The 24,276-nt window shown below is 41.3% G+C and carries 23 protein-coding genes and 1 tRNA gene; 13 read left to right on the forward strand and 11 right to left on the reverse strand.

Annotated elements, in window-relative coordinates; genetic code table 11:
• Nucleotides 1-22 precede the first annotated feature (22 nt).
• The 3 genes from GVT53_RS18690 to GVT53_RS18700 are packed head-to-tail and all read right to left on the reverse strand — an operon-like array spanning nucleotide 23 to nucleotide 2,578.
• The gene (locus GVT53_RS18690) at nucleotides 23-901 is read right to left on the reverse strand and encodes a sterol desaturase family protein (RefSeq protein ID WP_166249994.1); all 879 of its coding nucleotides are present in this window, start codon (nucleotides 899-901) and stop codon (nucleotides 23-25) included.
• Nucleotides 902-903: 2 nt separating this feature from the next.
• Nucleotides 904-1,356, reverse strand: coding sequence for a monoheme cytochrome C (locus GVT53_RS18695; RefSeq protein WP_166249995.1), 453 nt, complete (start codon nucleotides 1,354-1,356; stop codon nucleotides 904-906).
• A gap of 1 nt (nucleotide 1,357) precedes the next feature.
• Nucleotides 1,358-2,578 carry a sulfite oxidase gene (locus GVT53_RS18700; protein ID WP_166249996.1) on the reverse strand — a complete coding sequence of 407 codons (1,221 nt, stop codon included), beginning with the start codon at nucleotides 2,576-2,578 and terminating at the stop codon, nucleotides 1,358-1,360.
• A gap of 105 nt (nucleotides 2,579-2,683) precedes the next feature.
• Between GVT53_RS18700 and GVT53_RS18705 the strand changes: the two genes are divergently transcribed.
• The 9 genes from GVT53_RS18705 (at nucleotide 2,684) to GVT53_RS18745 (ending at nucleotide 11,673) form a co-directional block, all read left to right on the forward strand.
• Nucleotides 2,684-3,241: a YeeE/YedE family protein gene (locus GVT53_RS18705; protein WP_166249997.1), complete on the forward strand. Its 558-nt coding sequence runs from the start codon at nucleotides 2,684-2,686 to the stop codon at nucleotides 3,239-3,241.
• On the forward strand, nucleotides 3,238-3,651 hold the full coding sequence (locus GVT53_RS18710; RefSeq protein ID WP_166249998.1) for a DUF6691 family protein: 414 nt from the start codon (nucleotides 3,238-3,240) through the stop codon (nucleotides 3,649-3,651). Before GVT53_RS18705 ends, GVT53_RS18710 begins: the two co-directional genes overlap by 4 nt.
• A gap of 103 nt (nucleotides 3,652-3,754) precedes the next feature.
• Complete coding sequence (locus tag GVT53_RS18715; protein WP_166249999.1) at nucleotides 3,755-4,159, forward strand: response regulator; 405 nt, start codon at nucleotides 3,755-3,757, stop codon at nucleotides 4,157-4,159.
• 89 nt (nucleotides 4,160-4,248) lie between these two features.
• Nucleotides 4,249-4,320 (forward strand) — tRNA-Arg (locus GVT53_RS18720).
• A gap of 231 nt (nucleotides 4,321-4,551) precedes the next feature.
• Nucleotides 4,552-5,817: a site-specific integrase gene (locus GVT53_RS18725; protein WP_166250000.1), complete on the forward strand. Its 1,266-nt coding sequence runs from the start codon at nucleotides 4,552-4,554 to the stop codon at nucleotides 5,815-5,817.
• Between the two features lie 740 nt (nucleotides 5,818-6,557).
• Nucleotides 6,558-7,229 (forward strand): recombinase family protein, encoded by a 672-nt coding sequence (locus GVT53_RS18730; RefSeq protein ID WP_166250001.1) that lies wholly within the window; start codon nucleotides 6,558-6,560, stop codon nucleotides 7,227-7,229.
• Between the two features lie 127 nt (nucleotides 7,230-7,356).
• The gene (locus tag GVT53_RS18735; protein WP_205791765.1) at nucleotides 7,357-8,448 is read left to right on the forward strand and encodes an alpha/beta fold hydrolase; all 1,092 of its coding nucleotides are present in this window, start codon (nucleotides 7,357-7,359) and stop codon (nucleotides 8,446-8,448) included.
• 134 nt (nucleotides 8,449-8,582) lie between these two features.
• Nucleotides 8,583-9,125: a DinB family protein gene (locus GVT53_RS18740; protein WP_166250003.1), complete on the forward strand. Its 543-nt coding sequence runs from the start codon at nucleotides 8,583-8,585 to the stop codon at nucleotides 9,123-9,125.
• Between the two features lie 337 nt (nucleotides 9,126-9,462).
• Nucleotides 9,463-11,673, forward strand: coding sequence for a S41 family peptidase (locus GVT53_RS18745; protein ID WP_166250004.1), 2,211 nt, complete (start codon nucleotides 9,463-9,465; stop codon nucleotides 11,671-11,673).
• Between the two features lie 294 nt (nucleotides 11,674-11,967).
• On the opposite strand, the gene GVT53_RS18750 is transcribed toward GVT53_RS18745, so the two are convergent.
• The 4 genes from GVT53_RS18750 to GVT53_RS18765 all read right to left on the reverse strand — a co-directional run bounded on the left by GVT53_RS18750 (nucleotide 11,968) and on the right by GVT53_RS18765 (nucleotide 17,916).
• Nucleotides 11,968-12,465 carry a DUF2271 domain-containing protein gene (locus GVT53_RS18750; RefSeq protein WP_166250005.1) on the reverse strand — a complete coding sequence of 166 codons (498 nt, stop codon included), beginning with the start codon at nucleotides 12,463-12,465 and terminating at the stop codon, nucleotides 11,968-11,970.
• 10 nt (nucleotides 12,466-12,475) lie between these two features.
• Entirely contained in the window at nucleotides 12,476-13,981 is a 1,506-nt protein-coding gene (locus tag GVT53_RS18755; protein ID WP_166250006.1) for an ankyrin repeat domain-containing protein, read from the reverse strand.
• A 132-nt stretch (nucleotides 13,982-14,113) separates the two neighbouring features.
• Entirely contained in the window at nucleotides 14,114-15,478 is a 1,365-nt protein-coding gene (locus GVT53_RS18760; protein WP_166250007.1) for a hypothetical protein, read from the reverse strand.
• 20 nt (nucleotides 15,479-15,498) lie between these two features.
• Nucleotides 15,499-17,916 carry a TonB-dependent receptor gene (locus GVT53_RS18765; protein WP_166250008.1) on the reverse strand — a complete coding sequence of 806 codons (2,418 nt, stop codon included), beginning with the start codon at nucleotides 17,914-17,916 and terminating at the stop codon, nucleotides 15,499-15,501.
• A 126-nt stretch (nucleotides 17,917-18,042) separates the two neighbouring features.
• Here GVT53_RS18765 and GVT53_RS18770 point away from each other — a divergent pair, with 126 nt between their 5' ends.
• Nucleotides 18,043-19,029, forward strand: coding sequence for a helix-turn-helix domain-containing protein (locus tag GVT53_RS18770; protein WP_166250009.1), 987 nt, complete (start codon nucleotides 18,043-18,045; stop codon nucleotides 19,027-19,029).
• Between the two features lie 43 nt (nucleotides 19,030-19,072).
• Here the strand turns inward: GVT53_RS18770 and GVT53_RS18775 are convergent, their stop codons facing one another.
• Both GVT53_RS18775 and GVT53_RS18780 read right to left on the reverse strand, forming a co-directional pair.
• Nucleotides 19,073-19,651: a GDYXXLXY domain-containing protein gene (locus GVT53_RS18775; RefSeq protein ID WP_166250010.1), complete on the reverse strand. Its 579-nt coding sequence runs from the start codon at nucleotides 19,649-19,651 to the stop codon at nucleotides 19,073-19,075.
• A complete protein-coding gene (locus GVT53_RS18780) occupies nucleotides 19,641-20,924 on the reverse strand; it encodes a DUF2157 domain-containing protein (RefSeq protein WP_166250011.1) in 1,284 nt (427 codons plus the stop codon). Before GVT53_RS18780 ends, GVT53_RS18775 begins: the two co-directional genes overlap by 11 nt.
• 274 nt (nucleotides 20,925-21,198) lie before the next feature.
• Here GVT53_RS18780 and GVT53_RS18785 point away from each other — a divergent pair, with 274 nt between their 5' ends.
• Entirely contained in the window at nucleotides 21,199-21,549 is a 351-nt protein-coding gene (locus GVT53_RS18785; protein WP_166250012.1) for a hypothetical protein, read from the forward strand.
• A 3-nt stretch (nucleotides 21,550-21,552) separates the two neighbouring features.
• Here the strand turns inward: GVT53_RS18785 and GVT53_RS18790 are convergent, their stop codons facing one another.
• Entirely contained in the window at nucleotides 21,553-22,494 is a 942-nt protein-coding gene (locus GVT53_RS18790; RefSeq protein WP_166250013.1) for an NAD-dependent epimerase/dehydratase family protein, read from the reverse strand.
• Nucleotides 22,495-22,558: 64 nt separating this feature from the next.
• On the opposite strand from GVT53_RS18790, the gene GVT53_RS18795 reads away from it, so the two are divergent.
• Both GVT53_RS18795 and GVT53_RS18800 read left to right on the forward strand, forming a co-directional pair.
• Nucleotides 22,559-23,056, forward strand: coding sequence for a hypothetical protein (locus tag GVT53_RS18795; protein ID WP_166250014.1), 498 nt, complete (start codon nucleotides 22,559-22,561; stop codon nucleotides 23,054-23,056).
• A complete protein-coding gene (locus GVT53_RS18800; protein WP_166250015.1) occupies nucleotides 23,046-23,546 on the forward strand; it encodes a nuclear transport factor 2 family protein in 501 nt (166 codons plus the stop codon). Before GVT53_RS18795 ends, GVT53_RS18800 begins: the two co-directional genes overlap by 11 nt.
• Here the strand turns inward: GVT53_RS18800 and GVT53_RS18805 are convergent, their stop codons facing one another.
• Entirely contained in the window at nucleotides 23,547-24,254 is a 708-nt protein-coding gene (locus GVT53_RS18805) for a hypothetical protein (protein ID WP_166250016.1), read from the reverse strand.
• Nucleotides 24,255-24,276 lie beyond the last annotated feature (22 nt).

A 24,276-nucleotide genomic window follows, 5' to 3' on the forward strand; every position in this document is an offset into this window, starting at 1 on the left:
GCGGCGCCCAGATGGCGTCGCTTTATTTTTTATCTTTTTTGAAGCCATGGATGGATTGCTTCCAAAATCCTTCGGGCAATTTGTCATCACCAGGAAAACCCAATTCAATTTTACCACTGCTTTCGGGGATATAATGGGTATTGAAGATATAGTCCCATAGGCTAAGGCTGATGCCAAAATTCATTCCATACCTATGCCCATCCGGAAGGTTATAGGCGTGGTGGTACAGGTGCATCACCGGATTGTTCAGGACATATTTTAGCGGACCGTAGGTCAGTCTTAAGTTCGAATGGTTAAAATGACCTATGGCAATGGCGGCAAAGTGGACAATGTAAGCCTGCTCAGGCTCGAATCCACCAAGGACCATCACCCCCAAAGTCTTTAAAGGTTTGTACAGGATGTTTTCCATCCAGTGGAAACGCATATGGGCGGCAAAACCCATCTCCTTTACACTATGGTGCACCTTATGGAATTCCCAAAATGCCGGTACCCTGTGCAAAAGTATATGTGTAAACCATTGAACAAAATCGAGGACTACAAAGAACACAAGTAGCTGCAGCCATTGCGGCCAATCGGCAATATCCACCATGGACAAGGACCTTGAGGTAATTCCAACATCGGTAAAAAGAACGTTCAATACTTTGTACACTCCGTTTATTACAATGGCGAACACAAAAAAGTTGAAGAACATATAAAATATGTCCAACCAAAAGTCCTTCCTAAAAATGGACTGTTCCTTGCGCCAGGGAAAAAGGATTTCCAATGCCCAAACCAAAAGAGAAATAACAATCAACCCCCAAAAATAGTTGGTGTACCAAGGAACATCGAAAATAATGGATCTCCAGGTCCATTGGACCATACCCAAGAATCCGTTAACCAAGGCATCAATGTAATCCATCATAGCTATTTTAGTTCATACCATTCAATATCCTCCAAATTTTGGCGGCGTCCTTTGTCGGTCGGGGCATAATTTTTCGCCAAATAGGTCAAAATTAATTCTTCATTCGCTCCTAAATCCCAAAGGTTTTGGGTTTCCTGCATCCATTTTATGGTGGCTTTCCAACCTTCTCGGCTCATTCGGTTTTGGGTGACCAATTTTGCAGAATGGCAGGCCGTACAATTTTGTATGGTCACTTGCATTCCCGTATCCGCTATAAATCCCGTTGCCACGTGGATGCCATTTTCTATTTTGTCGTAATCTTCGGTGGATTCTTCCAAAGGGATTTCTACAATATTGGGTTTTGATTTATGGTTGGCCCAATAAAACAGACCTCCGAACAGCACCAAAATAATCACCAAAAAGGAAAGAAGGATTTTGGAAAATGCCTGAACCTGTTTTTGAAAATCGTTTCCCATCTTAGACTATTTTGACGGCTATACGATGGCAAGCATTGTTCAGATACCCCTTCGGGTTCCAACCGGGCAATACCATGGGCTGACTTTTTCCATTGGTGTCGGTTGCCCTTGCCCAAACTTCGTAGTAGCCCTTTTTGGGGAACGAAACAGTGGCGCTGAAGTGTTGCCATGCCAAACGGTTTGTAGGCTTTTTAAGGGAACAGCTCTGCCAAGTACTGCCAAAATCGATGGAATATTCCATTTTTGAAACCTCAAGTTCCCCGGCCCATGCATGCCCATTGATTTTTAATGTTTCCCCTTCTTTGATGAGTGCCCCGCTTTTTGGGTAGGTGATCAAAGATTTTACCGGCATGGATTCTATGATGCACATATCGGAGTCGGCAACTTTGCTGCCCGGAGCAACGGTCTCGCAAGGAACCCGGTAGGATGTACCGCCCATTTTTTCACCATCGTGCACTTTGTTCCGAATACTGATTCTATTGACCCATTTCCCCGATGTGGATGCGGGCCATCCGCCACATACCAACCGCAAGGGAAAACCGTGGGCCAAGGGAATATCTTCCCCGTTCATGGCAAATGCGAGTAAGGTTTCATCTTGTAGCGCTTTTTGAATTGGAACTCCCCTAGAGATTGGCTCCTTATTTGGATCGCCGCTCAAATGGGTGTCTGCGGCATGATAGCCGATATAAACCGCATCGGAATTGATTCCTGCATCTTCAAGAACATCACGAAGTCTTACTCCCGTCCATTCGGCGCAAGAAACCGCTCCCACCGTCCATTGATTGCCTTTTGCGGGCGGATTGAACTCACTTCGTCCATTGCCGCCGCATTCCAAGGTCAACTGATAGGTGTGGTGTTGGAACTTATCTTTTAGATCTGCCAGGGAAAAGGTTTTTTTGTTTTTGACGGACTCACCATCCACCGTCAATGTCCATTGGGAAGCATCAATATTCTCAGGAATTCTACCATTGTTCCGAATGAACATGTATTTGTTCGGGGTAATGTCATCGTTCAACAAATGGGCCCTTGCCTCCATGTTCCAGGGCTTATCGTTCAAAACCACCATTTCCTTGTCCTTACTGAACATTTTGAACGGGTCCGGGTCCTGTAATCCCAATGGAATGTAATTTTTCGGCATCCGATGGCCAAAAACTATTTCCCCTCCCAAAACGGTAGCCATGGCAATTAAGGACATTCTATTTGTAAAATTTCTTCTGTTCATGGGGTTATTGACCTTTAAAGTACGGTAAAGTTAAACAAGGCTTTGTAACTTAAGTAGCTTTGTGGCCAAATGAAATCATATTAATTTGCATAAAACCTCACGAAAATGCTTTATCAACCTTGGCCTTGGTATGTTGCCGGGCCCCTGATCGCCATTATTATGGCATTGCTCATTTTGATGGGCAAAAAATTTGGAATGTCCTCCAATTTAGAAACCTTCTGCTCCATTGGAGGTGCTGGAAAATTTACCGATTACTTCAAAATTGATGTAAAATCCAAACGATGGAACCTATTGGTTGTCCTTGGTTCCGTAATTGGAGGGTTTTTGGGAGCGCACTGGCTCTCGCCCGATCCAGCTGTCCATATTTCTGATGAAACCGTGACAAAACTGCAAGATCTTGGTTTTGATAGTGCAGGAAAAGCGTATCTGCCCACGGAACTTTTTAGTATGGAATCCTTGGCAGACCCAAAAGTATGGGTCATTTTGCTTGTGGCCGGTTTTTTGATTGGTTTTGGAACTCGATATGCCGGTGGATGTACCTCTGGCCATGCCATTTCCGGTTTGAGCAATCTACAGCGGCCTTCCTTGATTGCCGTAATCGGGTTTTTTATAGGTGGACTGATCATGGTCCACGTATTGTTTCCTTTAATTTTTGCGAAATGAAGAATGTAGTATATGTCATATTGGGAACATTTTTGGGAATTGTGCTCTACAAATCAGAAGCTGCATCTTGGTTTAGGATCTACGAAATGTTCCAGTTCGATTCTTTCCATATGTACGGCATCATTGGCTCCGCTTTGGCCGTTGGGACAGTTTTGGTCCTTTTGATCAAAAAGGGCAGGATAAAATCTTTTTCAGGAGAAATCATCAGCATACCCGACAAGGAAAAGTCGTTTGCCCGATATATTTTGGGCGGCACCTTATTTGGATTGGGATGGGCCTTGGCAGGTGCATGTCCCGGACCCATATATATTTTAGTGGGCGCCGGCTACTGGCCCATAATCATAGTGTTGATCGGAGCGGTATTGGGAGCTCTTGTCTATGGTATTGTAAGGGGCAAATTGCCCCATTAAAGTTAGCTTAACGGGATATTTGGGCAAGACAACGAAAAATGAATGGTTGGTAGCGGCCCAGCGTATAGTTTTGATAACCCCAAACTTACGTAATAGTATCTACATGAAGTTAACTACGTTTATCATAGACGATGACTTGGTGTCGCAATTTGCGACTCGTTACTGCATACAGCAATCCAACGGTAATTTTGATATTGTTACCTGCTCCAGTGGAGAGGAGGGCATACGGGCCTGTTTTAATTCGATAGACAATTATAATAGATTGCCGGATATTATTTTTTTGGACCTTGTTATGGATGGTATGAACGGATGGGATTTTCTGGAAAATCTGAAAAATTTGTTCAAAGGGCACCAACTTCCGAGCGTTTATGTGCTTTCTGCCTTTACCAATGCATCGGACAGGGCCATTGCAAAGAAAAATGGTCTTATTTCCGGTTATGTGGACAAACCGCTATCCCGTTCCTATTTGTCCAAGATCTTAAAAGAGGAGGAGGAAAAAAGATCATAATCCTACTTTCCGTTTATTGCTACAATTTGATAGGGGTGATTGCAAAAAATCCATCAAAAACGCTATTTTTGCAGTCCATTTTATGGAATGGCCCCGTAGTTCAATGGATAGAATAGAAGTTTCCTAAACTTTAGATGCAAGTTCGATTCTTGCCGGGGCTACTTTTTGACTTCCGAATGATTCAATAAATCATTAAATAAATGAAAATCAGACATTTAATATTTTTTGATTTCAATTGAATTCCTTTGATTTCGGCTTTTAGAGTTCACAAATCGTCAACATTTTTCAAGTTGCTATTTTAATTTAAGTAATTAAAATTCAGTAATTTAGTCGTCATACTTGATTTGATTTGACTTTCGTCTTCGTCAACGTTTAACAAAAAGAAGACAATTATGAGGTCAAATTCCACTTTTTCCGTCCTGTTTTGGCTTTATTCCGGTAGGTCAAAAAATGGCAAAGCCCCTATTTATGCCAGGATTTCTGTCAATGGAAAAAAGCTCAACATCAGTTTAAAGCGAAGAATCCAAATCAATGAATGGGATTCAAACAAGCAGCGTGTAAAAACTTCTTCTATTCATGCTAAATCAACCAACCAATATCTTGATGAGTTCTACTCCGGTCTTTTCCATGCATATCAGCAATTACGCATAGAGGGAAAGCACATCACCCCTCATAGTGTAAAGGCCAGATTTATGGATGAGGAAGTGGAAAATCAACATTTTACCATGAGGGACTTGGTGTCCTACCATAATTCCAATATGTTTCCCAAGCTACATTGGAATACCTCAAGATTATATCTCACCAGTCAGAAGTATATCTTTTTGTTTTTGAAGAAAAAATTAAAGAAAGAAGATATCCGACTTGATGAATTGAACTATAAGTTCATCCTTGACTTTGAAAATTTTCTTCGCAGGCATAAACCCAATCACTACCAACAACAAATTGGTAACAACGCTGTGATGAAGCATATTCAAAGATTACGGAAAATGGTCTCTCTGGCATATCGACTGGAGTGGATAGATAAAGACCCTTTTAGACAGTTTAAGCAGAGATTGACTCCTACGAATAGAGAGTATCTTGGTTCCGAGGAACTTCAAGCGATTGAAGAGCTCAAACTTGATAGCAATCGGCTGAAAACCGTCAGAGATCTTTTTGTGTTCAGTTGCTATACAGGGGTATGTTATACGGATTTAATGCTTTTAACGGAAGATAATGTGGTCATGGGCATAGACAAAAAATATTGGATAATTACAAAAAGACAGAAGACCCATAACCCGGTCAAAATACCACTTTTAAAAAAAGCTCTTGACTTGATTGAACTTTATAAAGATACTAGGTCTATCATTAACAACACTTTGTTTCCAAGAATCTCCAACCAAAAGATGAACGCTTATTTGAAAGAGATTGCAAGTGAAGCAAAAATCAAAAAGAATTTGACATTTCATATGGCAAGGCACACGTTCGCCACGACAGTTACCTTGACCAATGGTGTACCCATAGAAACCATTTCAAAAATGTTGGGACATCGAAAACTTACCACCACCCAGATTTATGCAAAGGTGTTGGAAAGGAAGGTTGGTGAGGATATGGAGATTTTGAGAAGCAAATTGGAAACGTCAATTGAGTCAGATCTAAAAAAGAAATCGAATGAATCATAGTGAAACGCTGAAACTTTAAATTCTTATCTCTAACTTTTGCGCTTGGTTCCTATCGGTTTTTTGTAGTGTTTAGGAAGATAAGTTTAATCAACATCTCCTAATAAACAAAACCACTGAATTTATTGTTACTCTATACACCAAAGAAAGGTATTTGGGTTTTCACGCACGCGTGAAAAAACGAATAGCAAGAGGGTGATGCGCAAATTGCGCCATCACGGTTGTTTTCAGGTATTCAACAAGTTGAAAACCAGTTAATTAAAATGGTTTTGGAATACTATGCAAAAATTGGGGCTACAGTAGAGTTTTCCGAAATCTACAGTAAACCCTTTGGCAGGCCCAGTAAACACTAGAAATTTTTGACGAAAAAATTGACTCAATTTCACTAAAAAACAAAATCGCACCTATGGAAAAGCAATCTAAAGCTTAAAATAACGGAATGGAGATTGGAACGATATAAAATTGAGGCCAACAGACCATTGGATCACTTCGAATGATGAGAAGAGTATACCGGATTAATAGATAAAATTGCCTCGCTCAGTAAGGTTAGTTTGGCAAGATTTGGGGCTTGCAGCACTCCACTGCGTTGCGTTCGCCATTATATCGATTTCTGATTTATGAGAGGTTTTTTCAACCACCATTTTATTGAACTTTCAACCTTAAACAAGTTTACTGATTTTAAAGAGTTTACTTTTTCCGTACACTTAAATAGTTTACCTTATATACCCTTTTTTACCCCTAAGATGAAGTTTGGTTATGCAAGAGTGAGCACAAAATCACAGAAACACGATTTGCAGGTGGATGCCTTTCTCAAGGAAGGTATCAAACCCAAGAACATCTATGCCGATATTTCATCAGGGGCAATAGCTGAACGAAAGGGACTCGATGAACTTTTATCCATTTTACGTGAAGGCGATACACTTGTAGTCTGGAAACTAGACCGAATCGCCAGAAGCCTTTCTCACTTGACCAAACTCATCGAGGATTTTGAGCGCAAGGGCATCCATTTCAAGAGCATTCAGGAAAGTTTTATTGATACCACATCCCCTCATGGAAGGTTCATCTTTAACCTTTTTGCATCTGTTGCCCAATTGGAAAGGGACATCATCATTGAACGTACACGGGCAGGAATGGAAAGCTCAAGAAGACGAGGATTGAAAATTGGTCGTAAGCCTGGTCTCAGTAAACAGGCATTGAACAAAGCTATGTTGGCCGAACGATACTACAGGGACAACAAGTTGAGCATTGAGGAGATAATGAAACTCATTGATGTTGGTTCTAAAAAGACCCTCTATAAATATTTGGCGTACCAAGGCAGAAGAAAGTGTATTGAATGTGGAAATCTGTTTTGGGACAAGAAACAAGCTTTGGGTAAAGCCTATTGCAAAAAGCACAAGAAGAAAATCAACAGTTAACAATTATTTGATTTGCAATAATATATGTACTTTAAAGCTTTATAAGCACTAAACCATAATCCAATCTAAAGACCAAATGCGACATTTCTTTTTAAAATTCTCGATAATTTTCTTTTCATCTATCTCAATGTATTCACAAGCCCTGGATACACTTGTGGACATTGGCGGTTATAAAATGCATTTCAACATACTGAAAGGAACGGGAACTCCTATTCTTTTTGAAGCTGGAGGGGGAAATGATGGTTCCGTTTGGAACGATGTATTAGGCAAAATATATAAAGTTACGGGTACAACATTAATCACCTATGACCGGTCTGGGTTTGGAAACAGTGAATTAAACCCTAATCTAAAAAAGGATTCGGATTTTGGAATTTTAAATGGAATAAAAGAACTCGATACAGGTCTCTCAAGACTGGGTTTTAACAATGAAATTATTCTTGTTTCCCATTCCTACGGTGGGTTGTATAATCTGTTGTACACTAATAAGCATCCTGAAAAAGTCAAATCGGTCGTTTTGATTGATGCAACTCCCCCTGATTTTTGGAATGAGGAATTCCTTGCCATGAGAGATCAAAATGTAGATATTAACTCCATACCTAAGCCTTCGGGAGACTACTATTTAAATGTGAATTTCAATGAAACAATGCGATACGTAAGAAACCTTGATTTTCAGGAGAATATACCTATTTTGAATATTTTCCCTGAAAATTCCTTCCCAGGTTTTCCCGAGGTACTTTCAAAGAGGTGGAGAAAACTTCACGAGGAACTTGGTGACCATAAGGACAATGTAACCAACATTGTTGCCAAAGGAAGTGGTCATGCTGTATTCCAAGATAACCCGGGATTAATAATCAATGCTATTATCAAAGCTTACTCAAGAACATTGGACAATGAACAACAAGATGAACTTTTACAAAAGGCCCTCGACAATGCCATGGAATTGTCAATTGAAGCTAAGGAGAATAATCGTTCAGAACAGGATTTGAATGCATTGGGATATTCATTTTTGGGAAATGAAGAATTGGATAAGGCTTTAGAAGTTTTCAAATTAACTACAATCTTATTTCCGGATAGTTTCAATGCATACGATAGTTATGGTGAAGCTTTAATGAAATCAAATCGAAAAGAAGAAGCAATCAAAATGTATGAAAAATCTATAGAATTGAATCCGAAAAATGAAAATGGAAGGAAAATGTTGATGCAATTAAAACAAGAATAAAAATGTACCGCATATTTTGAAAAACAATTGCCCTTTATCCTGAAAAAGTCCAAATAAACGATATCCACTCCAATGATTAGATTCTAATTTAGTATAATATATGCATTTTAGTGCACAGCTTAAGAGTAAGCAAAATGACTGAACTTCAAACCCTTATCAAACAAACTGAAAATGCATTTGAGTGGACAAACAAATTGATTGTTTCTGTTCCAATGGACAAATGGGATATCATGGCCGATGGAATTGAGTCAAATGTAAGCTGGCAGGTCGGGCATCAAATAATCAGTATTTATTACCATACGATAATGACGACGGTAGGACACATTTCCGAATTGATTGAAAACCTTGATTTACGTCTATATACCGAAATCTGTAACTATAATACTTTTGCAAGTGATATGGTTGGAAAAACGGATTCCAATCAGTTATTGGAGCATTTAAAACTTATGCAGGAAAAATCTTTGGCAGTAATTAGTTCCTTATCAGAAAATGATTTACAGAATGCTGTTGAACCAACTAAAGTTCCACACCCGGTAGCCAAAACTAAATTTGATGCTATTGACTGGAATATTAAGCATACGATGTGGCATTGCGGGCAAATTGCGACCATAAAACGGATTGTTGATAATTCATTCGATTATGGGATTAAAAGACCTAAAAAAGAGGAAAATAAATAGTTGTACAATTAAAGAACTAGGTTGACCCAAGTTCAAATAAACGATTGCCAGTGAACAAAATTAAATTTTAATCAATTGTTGGATTCTTAAATAATTACCCCAATATTTCAGGTTCACTTATGCTAATCATTGGAGCGGCATGGATGTACTTAAAGTGGTGCGTTAAAAACAACCATTCACACATGGTCATCCCTTAAATTGCTGTTAACCTTTCTCAATCCTATTCGGATTTTTCTATTTTTAAAGTGCTACATATCAAGTGGCAATCTCCCCCAACAGTATCCAATAGCATTTAAAATGGAAATCTTTTCTACACCTAAACACTAAAAAACCATAAATGAAACAGCTACTATTTTCACTTTCAATTCTTCTGGTCACTATAAGTTGCCATGGTCAGAATAATCAAAAGTTTAATTTGGATTTTGAACAACATAATGAAGGTGCCGACCTTGCGGAAGATTGGTTCCAATGGGGCGACTATAAATTATCCATAGATACCCTGGCGTATTCGGGAAAGAAGGCAGGAAAAATTACATCTCTTGAAGGCGGTAACTTTGGAAGTATTGCATACATAATACCTGCTAAATATGAAGGCAAAAGCATAAAGCTTGAAGGTTATATGCGAACCAAGGACGTCCAAAACGGTTTTGCAGGCTTGCTGATGAGAATAGATGGCGGCGGTTCTTACTTGGAATTTGATAATATGCAAAATCAAAATATAACGGGAACCAACGACTGGAAAAAATATACAATAAACCTCAATTATCCTGAAGGTGCTGAAATGATTTATGTTGCTGGTATACTGGTAGGTAGAGGTGAGGCCTGGTTTGATGACTTTACAGTGACTATAGATGGTCAAAATGTACAAACCCTTAAACAAGCCAAAAGAAAACCGACCAAGGCACAATTGGATAAGGAGTTTGATTCAGGATCATCGATCGAGTTGTCCGATATATCCTCCAAAGACATCCAAAACTTGGCCTTGTTGGGCAGAGTTTGGGGGTTTCTCAAATATCATCATCCAGAAATAGCCGCGGGAAATTATAATTGGGACTATGAACTCTTTCGGTTTTTGCCAAAATATATTCTAACCAAAAGCGAGGTAGAGAGAAATACTTTATTAATTGAATGGATTGATTCCTTGGGTGATTTGAAAGATTGTTCCAAATGTGAACCCACCAGTGAAGACGCGGTGATTCGCCCTGATCATAATTGGATTGAGGATCAAGATGCTCAACTCAAAGAAAAGTTACTGGATGTCTACAATAGCCGTTCCCAGGGAAAGCATTATTACATAGGGATGGCACCTGGCGTTCGTAATCCAATATTTAAAAATGAAGAGGCATACTATCTCATGCCTTTTCCCGATGATGGATACAGATTGCTTGCGCTATATAGATTTTGGAACATGATTCATTATTTTTTTCCATACAGGCATCTTACCGATAAGGATTGGAACACGGTACTCGGTGAATACATTCCAATCTTTCTAAATGCCAAAAACGAACTCGAATATGAAATGGCGGCCATCCAGCTTATTGGGGATGTTCAAGATACACATGCCAATATATGGGAAGGTGCAGGCAAGCTAAATGCTTGGAAGGGGTCAAATTATCCCCCAGTTCATACTCGCTTCATTGAAAATCAATTAGTAGTAACGGATTTTTATAATGAGGAACATAGAGGTAAGGTTGGATTGGAAATAGGAGACGTAATCACCGAGATCAATGACATACCCGTGGCCGAAATAGTGGAAGAGAAAGCTAAATATTATCCGGCTTCCAACTATCCTACAATGCTTAGGGATATCTCAATGGACCTTTTGCGCTCGAATTCCGATGAAATTGAAATAAAGGTACAATTAGGGGAAAATAAAGTAAAGATCAAGTCATTAAAACTATACCCAAAAGATAGCCTTGACATATACCGATGGTATAGAAGAGATGATAGAAAATCTTTTAAATTGCTGGATAACAATATTGGCTATGTGACCTTACAAACCATTAAGGATGAAGATATATCCGAAATTAAGAAGCAATTCAGAGACACAAAAGGTATAATCATGGACATCAGAAATTATCCTTCAAAGTTTGTCCCATTTGTATTAGGAAGTTATTTTGTCTCTTCCGCTACGCCTTTTGTAAAGTTTACCCACGGGTCCGTAGACAATCCTGGTGAATTTACTTTTGAAAAAGAGTTGAAAATTCCGAGTAAAGGAGATACATACCAAGGAAAATTAGTGGTTCTGGTCAATGAACTTACACAAAGTCAAGCTGAATATACTTCTATGGCTTTTAGGGCAGGAGACAATACCACCATAATTGGCAGTACAACGGCAGGAGCTGATGGTAACGTTTCCCCGCTATATTTGCCTGGCGGAATGAGAACCATGATTTCAGGAATTGGGGTATATTACCCAAATGGAGAAGAGACGCAAAGAGTTGGTATTGTTCCGGACATAGAAGTCAAACCGACCATTTTAGGAATCAGGCAAGGCAAGGATGAACTGCTGGAAAAAGCTATTGAAATAATCAAAAAAGAAGAATAAGTTCAAATAAACGATAGACTTTGATTTATAATTAAATCATTTACAACGGTTTGGTTATATTTTAAATGACGAAAGTCAAATTGACTTTAAGAGTTCACAAACCGTCAACATTTTGAAAAAAGTGAAAACCCCAATAAAAATTGGAGTCCATGGAAAACGTTGATTCATGCCGGGGCTACTTTTTTAAGATTTATTCCTTTTTTCCCATTCACAGGATAGATACAATCTTCTTATTGGACCTCAAAAAAAAACCCCGGCGATAACCGGGGATTTTTTTTATGTTCCATAGTATGATCAATTTGGAGCTATTCGTATATAGCGTATATATCCTTTTCCTTCGGCCTTTCCTGGAATGGAAGAGGAACTAAGGTCTATCTCGGAATCAACGGTATAATATTCTTGGTTTTCCACGGCGGATTCGAACCGTATCTTGTAACCCTTGTCGATTACCGATGAATCCACGGTCAAAGTGATTAGGTTTCTTTCACCATTTCCAACGGTTGCCCCTGTAATGGCATCGATCTTTTCGTTTGTACCATGGCTGAAGCCCCACCATTCTTTAAGGTCGGGAAACCATTCGGGGTCATCCCCCTGCATATAAAGGGTTTTGACATAGGAGCCATCGCCATCTATTAAGGAGACGACCACGTATGCCCTTTCACCGGAATAGTTGGCCATTTGTATCATACATTTATACGATACGGGTGATGGTGCCTGTTCAAAAGCAGATGAACCAAAAACCATTAGGGCCAGAGTAAGAACGGATAATGTTTTAGATATAATTTTCTTCATTTGTCCCTAGTTAATTCAAAAAATCTAAATTGACGTTGTTTTGCTTTAATAACTCATTTTCTACCGCTAGATCATAAGGTGTTTCACCAAATTCGGTCATGGATTTGGTATCTGCTCCGTTAGCAATCAAGTACTTAAGCATGTCGGCATTATTGGATTTCATTGCGGCGTAGTGCAGAACCGTGTTTCCTTGGCTATCCTTTGCGTTGATGTCCGCTCCAAAAGCTGAAACACTTTTAAGGAGTCCCAAATCGTTTTTGGCAACGGCCAAATGCCAAACGGTACTCTTGTCCGGTTGGGTTTGCTTAAAATCAAAGCCTTTTTTGCGCAATGCGGCCACTTTTTCATCAAAATCACGGGGATTGCCACGGGTGGCGAAAAGGTAGTAGGCCAAATTGTTTCCGTCCTTGTCCAAAACATCGGTCTTGGCCCCTTGGGAAATCAAGTAATTTACTACCTCTCCGCTGTTGTTCTGAAGGGCAAGGGCCAAGGCAGAATGGCCTTCCTTGTTGGTATGGTTGATATTCTTTGTTTTTTCGGCCAAATACTTCACTACCTCCAGTTTATTTCGTGTGGCTGCGTTCAACAATGGTGTGTTACCATCTTTGTCGGCAGCGTTGGGGTCAACCCCCTTACCAATAAAGTAATCGTAGATGGCCAGATGATCAGAAGAACGTGAAATGTTGTGCAATGGCGTGGTTCCATCTGTTGATGTAATATTGGCATCCAGCCCCAATCCTTCCAAGTATTCAAAAACTTCCAGACCGTTGCTGCTCCCTCTTCCGCCCCTGCTGGCAAAAAGAATGGCATTTTCGTTGGTTTTCGGGTTTTTTTCAGTGGAAACGCCTCGGTCCGCCAACGCTTTGAGGACATCAATATTTCCACCTTGTGCCGCTATGTTAAAGATTCCATTTCCGTGGCCGTCCGTTGTGTTAAGATTTAGCCCTTTGCTCACGAAATAGTCGATAAGGTCCAAATCTTTAACTCTTGGAGCTGCCACCAAAAGTACATTTCGGCCATCGTGGTCTTTTTCGTTTTTTAGGTCTGCTCCGTTTTTAATAAGAAAATCATAGATTTTAGGGTCGGTTTGGCCCGTAGCTGCGGTAAATTGCGTCAAAGAGTACCCGTGGGAGTCTTTTAGGTCCGTTTTGGCACCTTTTTCGACCAAGTATTGCATCACTTCAAGATCTCCTCGGGAGGCTGCCCAAAAAATATAGGTTCTTGAGTCGTGCGTGCGTTTGTTCACATCGTTTCCTTTTTCTATAAGATGATTTATGGTTGCCACAGGGTTGCCTCCGAAAATGGCGAAGGTCGTTGGGTCGAACCCACCTCTGTTGGCTTCGGTAATGGAATATCCTTCGGCAATCTTGGCATCAATATCGGCAAGGCTGGGTTGTGAGGCCCAGTAATCCCTGTCCATAAATGGATTTTCAGAACCACCCTGAGCCGTTGTAACGGCGGTGGTAAGCACGGTAATAATACCGAAAAGAACTGATTTTATCGTTTTTGCCTTCATTTTTGTTGGGTTCTTTTGAGTGAACTATATTTTCTTGATTCACTATTTTAAATTAGTCTTAATACGAAGGTAAGAAATCCGCGAGAAATGTTGTTCACGCGGATTTTTACAATCATAAATTCATGGAAGGCATTAAAAAGTTCCGATAAAGTGGCTTCCTTCCACATTGATTAATTCAGCACCTTTGGTCACGTCCCCGGTTTCCGTGTCGATTACGTAAATGTTTCCGTTTTCCCCAACAGGAGCTTGGGTTACATAGATTTCTGTACCATCAACGGCAAAACCTTGGTATTGGAAGAGGTAAAAATCAGGGTCATAAGGAATTTCGGTGATTTGCTGAGCGGTCTGCGCTTCCAAATCCACTAATGCAAAGAATCCCTGCGCCCCTGCAACTCCTTCGGCCGAGCCATTATGACGGTAGGCCAAAACAGCTTTTCCATTGGCCGCTGGTCTCCAGGCAAGGATATATGCTCCTTCCACGCCCAACGCTTCGTCAAGATTAAAATCGTAGGTGTCGTCGTATTCGTTGTCGGCATCTATTTTTAGGATGTGGGAACCTTCGGGGTCTCCTTGGTTGGCCTGATAAACACTTCCGTTGTACAAGAAGGCATTGATGCTTCGGTAACCGTTGGTATTTCCGTGCCCGACTGTGGAAGTGATTACAGATGGGTTCAACAGTGATGGATAGTCCAATACTATGGTCTTGGAGCCCAAAATTTCGTAATCGCTATCCCTTTCTGCGGTTTCAGGATCTACCTTGCTCAAACGGGCTCCGATATATAGTTTGTCCCCCGCTTCGTTCAGTACGGGCATATCGATTCTGGAAATGTAGTAACCGTTGGCCTCTTCTTCGGCACTTAAAGCGATGCTGTGCTCTTGAAATTCGTTGATCTGTGAATTTTCCAAGTCCAAGGTCAAAACTCCCATTGTGGCCTCGGTGCGTAGGTAATTGTCGTTTTCATCGAATTGATTTTCTGTGGAAACATACACGGCCGACCCCGTTTTATCCCCATCGAACAACTTGATCCATCTAGGGGCAGAGCCTACGTATGGTGCAATGCTGATCTCGGTTCCTGTTTGGGTAAAGTCCTGTCCGCCATCAACGGTATACTTGGTGTAATTTCCGCCGGTGTCCCCAGCATAGCTGATGTTGAAGATTGTGTTGCCATCCTCTGAGGCTTGCAATCTGGCCGTTCTGTTCGATGGAACTATAAAACCATTATCAAAAGGTTCCACGGATACGGTAGGGTCTTTGGCATCTTCACTGCTAATGGCATAGATCAATGTACCGCCATTGCCGTCTCCCGGATTTTCTCCCATTCGGGCCGCGGCCACGGTGATCCATCTTGTATCTTCCACGGGTTCACCGTCTCCATCACCATCACCATCGGTGGGAGGGGGGGTGCCCCCATTGTCGTCGCTACTACAAGAGGAAATAAGTGCTACTACCATAAGGATAGAGGCGAAAAATTTAATATTCAAAAAGTTACGTTTCATTTTAAATGATATTTAAGTAATTAAATAGAATTGATTATGTAGTTTAATTTTAGATAGAAAGCCCTTCCCGGCTTTTGTACCGATAGATTATCATAGACAGGTTTGTCGAATATGTTCTTCACATCAAAGCTCATTATGAACTTGTTGTTGGGAAAGGTGTAACTAAGACCAATGTCCTGGGCCAATTGCTCCGGGACTTTAAAAAAGTCATCTCCCACGGTGTTGGAGCCCTGCGGAACCAAGTATGAAAACTCTCCGGTGAAATACATGGTATAGAAGAGGTTCAATCTGGAATTTTTTTGTATCAAATCTTTGAACGAGTATCTGGCACTTGCGTTCATGGTGAAGAACGGCGTGTTGGGCACATCGATTTCCACTCCTCTGTTTTCAACGGTCAAATCAAAACGGGAAATATTGAAGTTGACCCCAAAATTATTGTCGTAGGTATAATCAAATTGGGCATCAAAACCTTTTGAGGTACCGCTCCCCTGATTTACATAAAGAATGAGTTCGTCGTCCACATTAAGGGATGTTTCAATGGGCAAACCGATCCTATCCTTAATGTTTCTTGTGAAAAAGTTCGTCGAAACACTAAAATCGTGCTTTTTAAAGGAGAACGTTCCAAGGCGGAACCCTAGATTGTAATTATTGCTCTGCTCTGGGTTAATGCTTGCATTGGCCACTACGTTGTCCCCGTCGTTACCAAAAATTTCCGTTTCGTTGGGAAGGCGAACGGCTTTCTCTGCCGATGTCAAAAGTGTGATGTTTGGCAAAATTGCATAGGACAAAGCAAAACCGTACCCATCGTAATCTTTGTTGCTGCTCACCACCTCGTCCACAACCTGATTGTTTCCGTTCGCATCGGTTTCAATCGCGGGATCCACACTGATTGTTTTTTGCTGATAGTGCTTGCCGAACAGGCTGGTCTTCAAACGGTTTTTAAAGGCGGATAATTCATAGGTCAAGGAAAAAATGTTCTTGCGCAGGTCGCGGGTTCCCGTAAATGTGTTTTCCAAGACGGACCGTAGTTCGTCGCTATCTTCCCGGTCTATACTACTGAAAACGTGGTTAAACAAAAATTTGTGGTTGTTGTTGATGGAGTAGGACAGCCCGGAACGTATGGATGCCACATTTCGTTTGATCTTTGCCAAGGTAGGACCTCCTTCTTGCTGTGACCCCCACGAATATTGGTATTCATCTCCCCTAAAATCAATGGCCCGTTCCCCGTTCCAGCTATAGGCCCATGGCACGGTATCGTTCACGGCCCGGTTCCGTTTTCCGTATAAACCATGTACATTCAGGTCCAGACCTTTGGTGAACAAATCGGTTTTTTGATACGTGAGGTTGCCCAACAGGGCATCGGATTCCAAAAACCTGTCTTTATAGGGCGTAATGGTCATAAAGGCCCCATGCTGCACTTCTTTGTAATCATCGGAACCCGTGACCCCTACAAAAAATTGGTCTGCCCATTTTACATCGGTAAAGCCGACCTGTGCCATTCCTCCGGTAGACCTGTAGGCATCGTTGAATCGTCTGGCGGTAATCGGCGTCTGTACGCCACCAATACCCGTTACGACGACACTTCGGCCCGAAACTTTGTAATCATTGTCGGAGTAATTATGAAAAAGAGAGGCTTTTACGGTAAAACCGGAATCATCAAAGCGGTAGGTTCCATTTACATTGGCCTGAAATGTGTTAAATGATCCATAGGAAACGGAAGCATTAAAATTGGTACTTGCTTCTTGATGCAATTGGATGTTGATAGCACCTCCCAGTGCGTCATCTGCCAAGTGACCCGGAACCACGCCCTTGTACACTTCGATTCGCTTGATCATGGAAGGAGGGATGCTGTTCAGGTTGAACGAAGACCCGTAGGTTGAGATGGGTATGCCATCAATAAAAATACGGACGGCGCTACCGGATAAACCGTTCAACGAATATTCCACGTTGGAGCCCAGCCCTCCATTTTGGCGTATTTTGACCCCGACAGTGGTGTTCAACAACTCGTTGGCCTGTATATTCCGTAGGCTGGCTTCCTTGGTTTCTACGGCATTTACGGCAAAACCTTCGGTTTCCAGTACCGTTTTTTTGGATTTGCCGTTGACGGTGACCTCGTCCAGATTCTCGGTATTTTCCTTTAGGGTAAAATCAAGCCTTGCCCTATTGTTGCCGGGACTGGTCTCCACGGTCTTGGATGTTTTTACATAACCGATAAAAGTAACGGTAACGGTATATTGGCCATAAGGAACATTCATTTGGAAATTTCCTTGTTCATCGGTCAAAGTTCCAGTTCTTGTTCCTTTGATCACCACTGTGGCGTATGACAATGGGCTGCCATCCACAGAAGTTATTCTACCAAAAATAGAGCTCTCTTTGGTGCTTTGAGCCTGTATTGGTGCAACAATCAAAAAGAAAATCACTACAAGGTATTTGGCCATTCCAATAGTAAAAAGGGTTACAATTTTTATTAAGATTTAATCTAAATAAACTAGATTTGCAAATCTAGAGCAGTAGTGGTTGGTTGAGTACCGCAAAAGGAATTTTTAAGTACGCAAAAGGAAGTAATGCGATCCGTTTTAAAAAGTAGTTTGTTCAGGAACAGTATTTATCAAAAAGAATACTCGAAGGACTTTTTGGCCGATGAGTTGATCGAAAATAAGATCAACATCGATGCGGATGGTGTTTCTGGTACCATTAGGGAAACCCAGTTGGATGGGATTTTTGTGGTGAACAAAGACATTAATGCCCCGAACGGATACAGTTTTGAGGTTTCCAACAATTTTTCCGTTTTTGTGCTACATTTTGAAATTGCGGGGAATTATTGCTACACGCCCAAGGGAGGGGAGCAACCTCTTTTAGAGATTGGGGGATTTGAGTACAACATGTTCTATCTTCCAAGAACAAACGGTATTCTCGAGTACAAGGGTAACCCAAGGCGTACCCTTGAAATTATTTTTACGCAGGGCCTGATCAAGAAGTTGATAGGGGAAGACTATGCCCAGGTTTTGGAAAAGATCGGTACTGCAGTTGAAAAGGGCGAACCGATCGTTTTTTGGAAACGGCCCTGCCCGATTTCTCCTGAACTGAGCAGAGTTTTGGAAGCGATTATCTCTTGCCCGTTTGATGGAAGGTTGAAAAAGACGTATTTGCAGTCCAGGATTACCACCTTGTTGCTCGATATTTTGATTCAGGCGAACGCAAAGCACAGCCCTGTTCCAAAGATAGATATGCCCAATGCGGACATGAATAGTTTACGCATTGTGGAGCATCATATAAAAGCAAACTTGAATACCTCCCTGTGCATTTCCCAGCTTACGGTCGTAGCAGGATTCAATGCATCAAAACTGAAAAGGGAATTTAAAAGGACATATGGCACCACCATATTCAAGTACATCACACAATTACGGATGGAAACTGCCAGTGATTTGATCGTGAACAGGGGTTTGACGATTGCTCAGGCGGCACACGAAGTCGGGTATTCCAACCCACAACATTTTACCAATGCGTTCAAGCGCACAATGGGATATTTGCCCAGCGCCCTTAAAAATTGATTTCTTTATAAAAGGGGCATGGCATTTGGTGAAGGTATTAATGTCAATTCTTCAATTGAGCGTTTTTAACGAGTTTCTTCAGCGGAACGCCATCGATCAGCACATCTTTTAATACGGCATCACCATTTTTTACCTGGATCAGGGCGTATGTGGTTTTTGTGGTATCCATTTGGGATTCTCGATAAGTGATCTCTGCATCTTTGGCCTTGGATTCCTCCATGTAAAATCGGTTAAAAGGGTAGTCGATAGTTAAATTGTTCTCGCCATTTCCGGACACAAACCATACTTTGGCTTTTACAAAGTCCTGATCGCTCGAAGGTATTTGTTTGGAAACGGAGTCTATTTCTGCAAATCCGGATGTATCCGTTTTTAGGAGCACGTACACTTCCTCTCCTCGGCGCCAGTCCGTTTCATCTTGCACCGTATAGTTGGTTTCTTCAAAACTCAAAGTGATGTATTTTCCCCGAAAAGGATCATTTGGGTCAATGGGAGCTGTCTTGAATTTATATTCGGCACCGTCTTTTAATATACTTTCTTGGTTCCATATCATTTTGGCAGGAACGTAGAGCTGCACCAATGCCACCACGGCAAAAATGAGTAGTTGATTTTTCTTATTCATCATTTCCCTGTCTTTTTCGAATCATTCTATAGTTGGCAAAAAAGAACCCGACACCTACCGATACAAATAATAGTCCGCGGATAACAAAGCTTAGGTCCGTATCAAAAAATCGACATACGATCAATGCAGCAATTATAAGTAGTCCATAGTTGAGAATGCCCAAATGGTCTTGTTTTGATCCAGCTCGAACGGTAAGTATCCCAACGGCAAAAACCATAAGATTTATCAAGAATACCGCTATTGGCGAAAAGGTTCCAATGAAGAATATGGGGATAAAAACCAAAAAGGCAACCGCAAAAGGAGGAAGGTTTTTAATCGATGACGATTTTAACCTTACATACAACAGCACTATAGCCAGTATAGACAATATGATGGTGATGATAAATTCTGGAGAAGCAATAATGTCGCTCAGGAACATTTCTTTTTTTATGAAATGCTCCCAAAACTCGTTAAAACTTAATATCAATAAGATAATTACGGTGCCCAAACTTCCCAACAGGGTATAGGCGTTTTTTTTGATTTCATCCAAGAGAAACTTACTTGTTCCAAAAAGATAGAACAGCCCGAACAAAGATGAGTATGCCAAGAACATGAGTTCGTCCATCTGCTTGGAAAAGACACCAAGAACGGCGGTAAGGGATAGCGCAATAAACCAATTATGAAAACGTACAAAGTTGCTTTTTGGACTGTTCTTGAGCAAAAGGTAATAATGCGGGACCATGGCGGCAATCAATAACCAATAGCTGTAGGGTTCGGTGGTAGGGTAATCCCAATAACCGGTTTCGCAAGCATAATAGGTGGTCCCCACAATGTATAGCAACGAAACCATAGAAGACTTCATGACATAAACAAGGGGCAATCCCAGGATCATCCAAGTAAGTAGATAGGAGCTTAAGTTTCCGGGAATATTGTAAATCTGACTGATCAAGGCGATGCTGGCGCCAACGGCAAAGAACAAAAAAACCGATGTGCCTTCTGTCCATGCCTTATTTTGGTTCTTTTTGAGCAGGGTAAACACACACAGAGCCTGACCGATCAACAATGGAAGAAAAGCAGCGGCCGTTTTTAAACCACGCGAAAGCTCGTCCCAGTTATGCGCAATTATTAAAATAACGCCCAAGCCTACCAAAATGGCCCCTAAAATGCCAAAAACAACAAAAAGCTTATTGGAGGAAGGGTCTTTTTTGTTTTTATAGTACAATTCGATTTTTGCCGCGGTATCCTTGGAGATTACCCCGGCACGTTCAAGTTCTGGCAGGTCGTTGAGAATACTCATAGTCCTGTGTTTGTAGGTTAAGTCCTGTGTTAAATCAGGTTAAGATACATAATTATTGCAAAGTTCGGAGATAAGGTGTAAGATTGGTAGAAAGACTTTATTCATCTTAGCAATTGCTTTTCCGTATTGTTTCCCTTTTTTTAATGCCAACTTCACCTTTACATCAAATTTGGTCGATAAAATCGCCCCAATTTTGAAATGCAAAGATTTTTTTTATACTTTTTCCATACAATCACAATAGTTGAATAACTTAGGATAAGTAACCCGCAACACCATGGACAACCTCAAACGCGTAATCGTAGACTATAAAAAACTCACCTCCGAGGTACTCAAGCTTTTGGTGGAAAAATATCCTGATGGCTATGGGGATGACGACGTTATCAACTTCAAGAATATAAAAGGAGAATATATAGAGGCCGTAGAAGTATCTACCGAGGACACCAAATATCTGGTAAAGATCAGCTCAAAACTGGAACGAACCATGGCCGATTTCGATGAGGATGATAACGAGGACGATAATTTTGATTCGGAGGATTACGAAAAAATCCCCGATGAAGAGGAAGGCTTTTCCGATTCCGATGATGATTCCGATTCTGATGACTCCGACTCCGATGAGGACGAATAATCGTTAACCTTTCAGATTATCCAGCATTTCTTTTGTGGTCTGTTCCAAGTTGAACTTGGGCTTCCAGCCCCACTCATTTCTTGCTTCCGTATCGTCAATGCTACTGGGCCAGGAATCGGCAATCTCTTGTCTAAAATCCGGAGCGTAGCTTATTTCAAAACCTGGAATATGGGCATTTATGCTTTTGGCCATCTGTTCAGGAGTAAAGTTCATGCCGGCCAAATTGTAGGAAGACCTCACTTTTATTTGCTCCGATGGGCTTTCCATTAAATTAATGGTCGCTCTGATGGCATCGTCCATATACATCATGGGAAGTTCGGTATCACTCTTCAAAAAGCACTCATACGCACCTTTTTTAAGGGCTTCATGATAAATTTCTACCGCATAATCGGTAGTGCCCCCGCCTGGCATCGTTTTCCAGCTTATCAGCCCGGGGTAGCGCACACTTCTAACATCCACACCATATTTTTTGTGATAGTATTCGCACCACCTTTCCCCCGATTGCTTACTAATGCCATACACCGTACTGGGTTCCATAATGGTGTTTTGCGGTGTGTTGTTTTTTGGCGTGTTTGGGCCAAAAACAGCTATGCTGGACGGCCAGAACACTTTGGATATTTTTTTGTCCTTCGCCAAGTTGAGCACATTGAACAAAGAGTTCATGTTCAGGTTCCAAGCACGCATGGGAAATTTCTCCGCAGTGGCACTGAGCATGGCCGCCATTAAATAAACTTCATCAATCTCGTAGTGCATTACCACATCCTCAATAGCGGCATAATTGGTCGCGTCCAAAAGTTCAAAAGGCCCCGATTGCATCAGGGCATCGCCGCCCTCGCGAATATCGCTTGCGATTACATTCTCAGCACCGTACTTGGTTCTGAGTTCAAAGGTGAGTTCCGTTCCAATTTGGCCACAGGCGCCAATGATCAATATGGGCTTATGCATTAAAAATGAAGTTAATTTAGTTCAGTCGCAAAGATACCCTTTATTAAAATTTGTACATTCGCTTATGCAAAAATTGTTAGGTATTCTTGTTTTGATAGTGCTTCTGGGCGCCTGTAAAAAGGCCAAGGAAGCCCCTGTTGAGGTGAACACCGAGGCGTTGGAGTTCAACTATCAAAAAATGCCCGAAAAATTTGATATCAATGCCGAAGCTGCTGCCATAGTAGCTGATTGGCCGCAGTTCAAAGACTTGAACAGTAGTATTGATGTACTTTACAAGGCGACCAATAACGAAGACTTGGCCCTGGCCATTGACGACTTAATAGAAAAGGAGAAAAAACTGGCCGAAGCAAAATACCCGGAACTATTTGATACCTATCAGATAAAGAGCAGACAAATGGTAATGCGGACTTTCCTGTACAAAGTGAAGGCCAGTATTATGGAAAATCAACCCACAACGGCTCCTGCCATTAAAGTTTTGGAAGCTTATAACTCCATGCGAAAGCAGTTGAATGTAATCATGAACAGCCAGTTGGACAAAAAATTGATTCTAGATGAAACGTAACATTATATTACTCGGATTTTTGATGGCGTCCCTTGCCATATTTGCACAGGATGCGGAAAAAGATAAAATCAATATGGTTTTGGATGGTTGGCACCTTGCTGCCGCAAATGCCGATTTCGAGGCATATTTTGATAAAATGACGAAAGACGGTGTCTTCTTGGGAACCGATGCCATGGAAAACTGGCAGAACGATGAGTTCAGGGAATTTTCCAAACCTTATTTTGATAAAGGGAAAGCGTGGAGCTTTACCGCCGTGGAACGCAACATTTATTTGGACGAGTCCGAAACCTTTGCTTGGTTCGACGAATTGCTAGACACCCAAATGAAGATTTGCAGGGGTTCCGGAGTGCTTAAAAAAATAAATGGGCAATGGAAAATTGCCCATTATGTATTGTCAATTGCCGTACCCAACGAGAATGTGGACGAACTGGTGCAAATTAAGCGGGAGAAAGACGATGAATTGCTTCAAGAACTAAAAAAGAAGCAATAGTTAGTTCTCGTTGCTCGTGCCCGATGCGGCTTCATTTTTTCTGGATTCCAAAGCTTGTTTGCTCAAGCTTGCCAAATTAAAGTTAGGGGCTATTTTTAATGCTTCATCAATGGAAGCAATGGCGGCATCAATATTTTCCTTGTCTTGGTTAAAGTCGGCCAAACCCTTCAAATGGTAAAAAGCAGCTTTTAACGGAACTTCGTACGGCTGCTGTCGCTCATAAAAAGCATATTTCATCTCGTCCGTGGCATTGGCAATACCATATTCGATATTTGTAACGGCACCGGCCATATCACCCGTCTGAATTTTAAGATCGGCCATTTCATACGCCAAGTAGGGGGAAGGATTTCTGGAATTCAACTCCTCGAAATGTTCCAATGCCCTTTTGGGCTGGTTCAAAGACTTTAAGGAAAAGGCCTTTACCTGTACTGCCAGGTCCGAATCATCGGCATTCTTTTCAATGCCTATGGTGTTCAATGCCTGCATGTGTTTGCCATTGTTCATGTAAACAAAGGCCAAGGTGTCCCTTCTCTCTTTGGAAGGGGAAATAACATTTAAGTGTGTCAGTGCGCTTATTACACCATTAATATCACCTTGAAGGCGCATTTCTTTGTAATAGGCATTGTAATGTTTTAGGAGTGCGTCGTTTGTTTGGGAAATACCTGTAAAGCCCACTAATAGGAGCAGCAAGAGTACAGTCTTTTTCATTGATCTTCAATTTAGTGCGCCA

This window comes from Flagellimonas oceani, assembly GCF_011068285.1.
In the GTDB taxonomy this organism is placed as follows: Bacteria; Bacteroidota; Bacteroidia; order Flavobacteriales; family Flavobacteriaceae; genus Flagellimonas; species Flagellimonas oceani.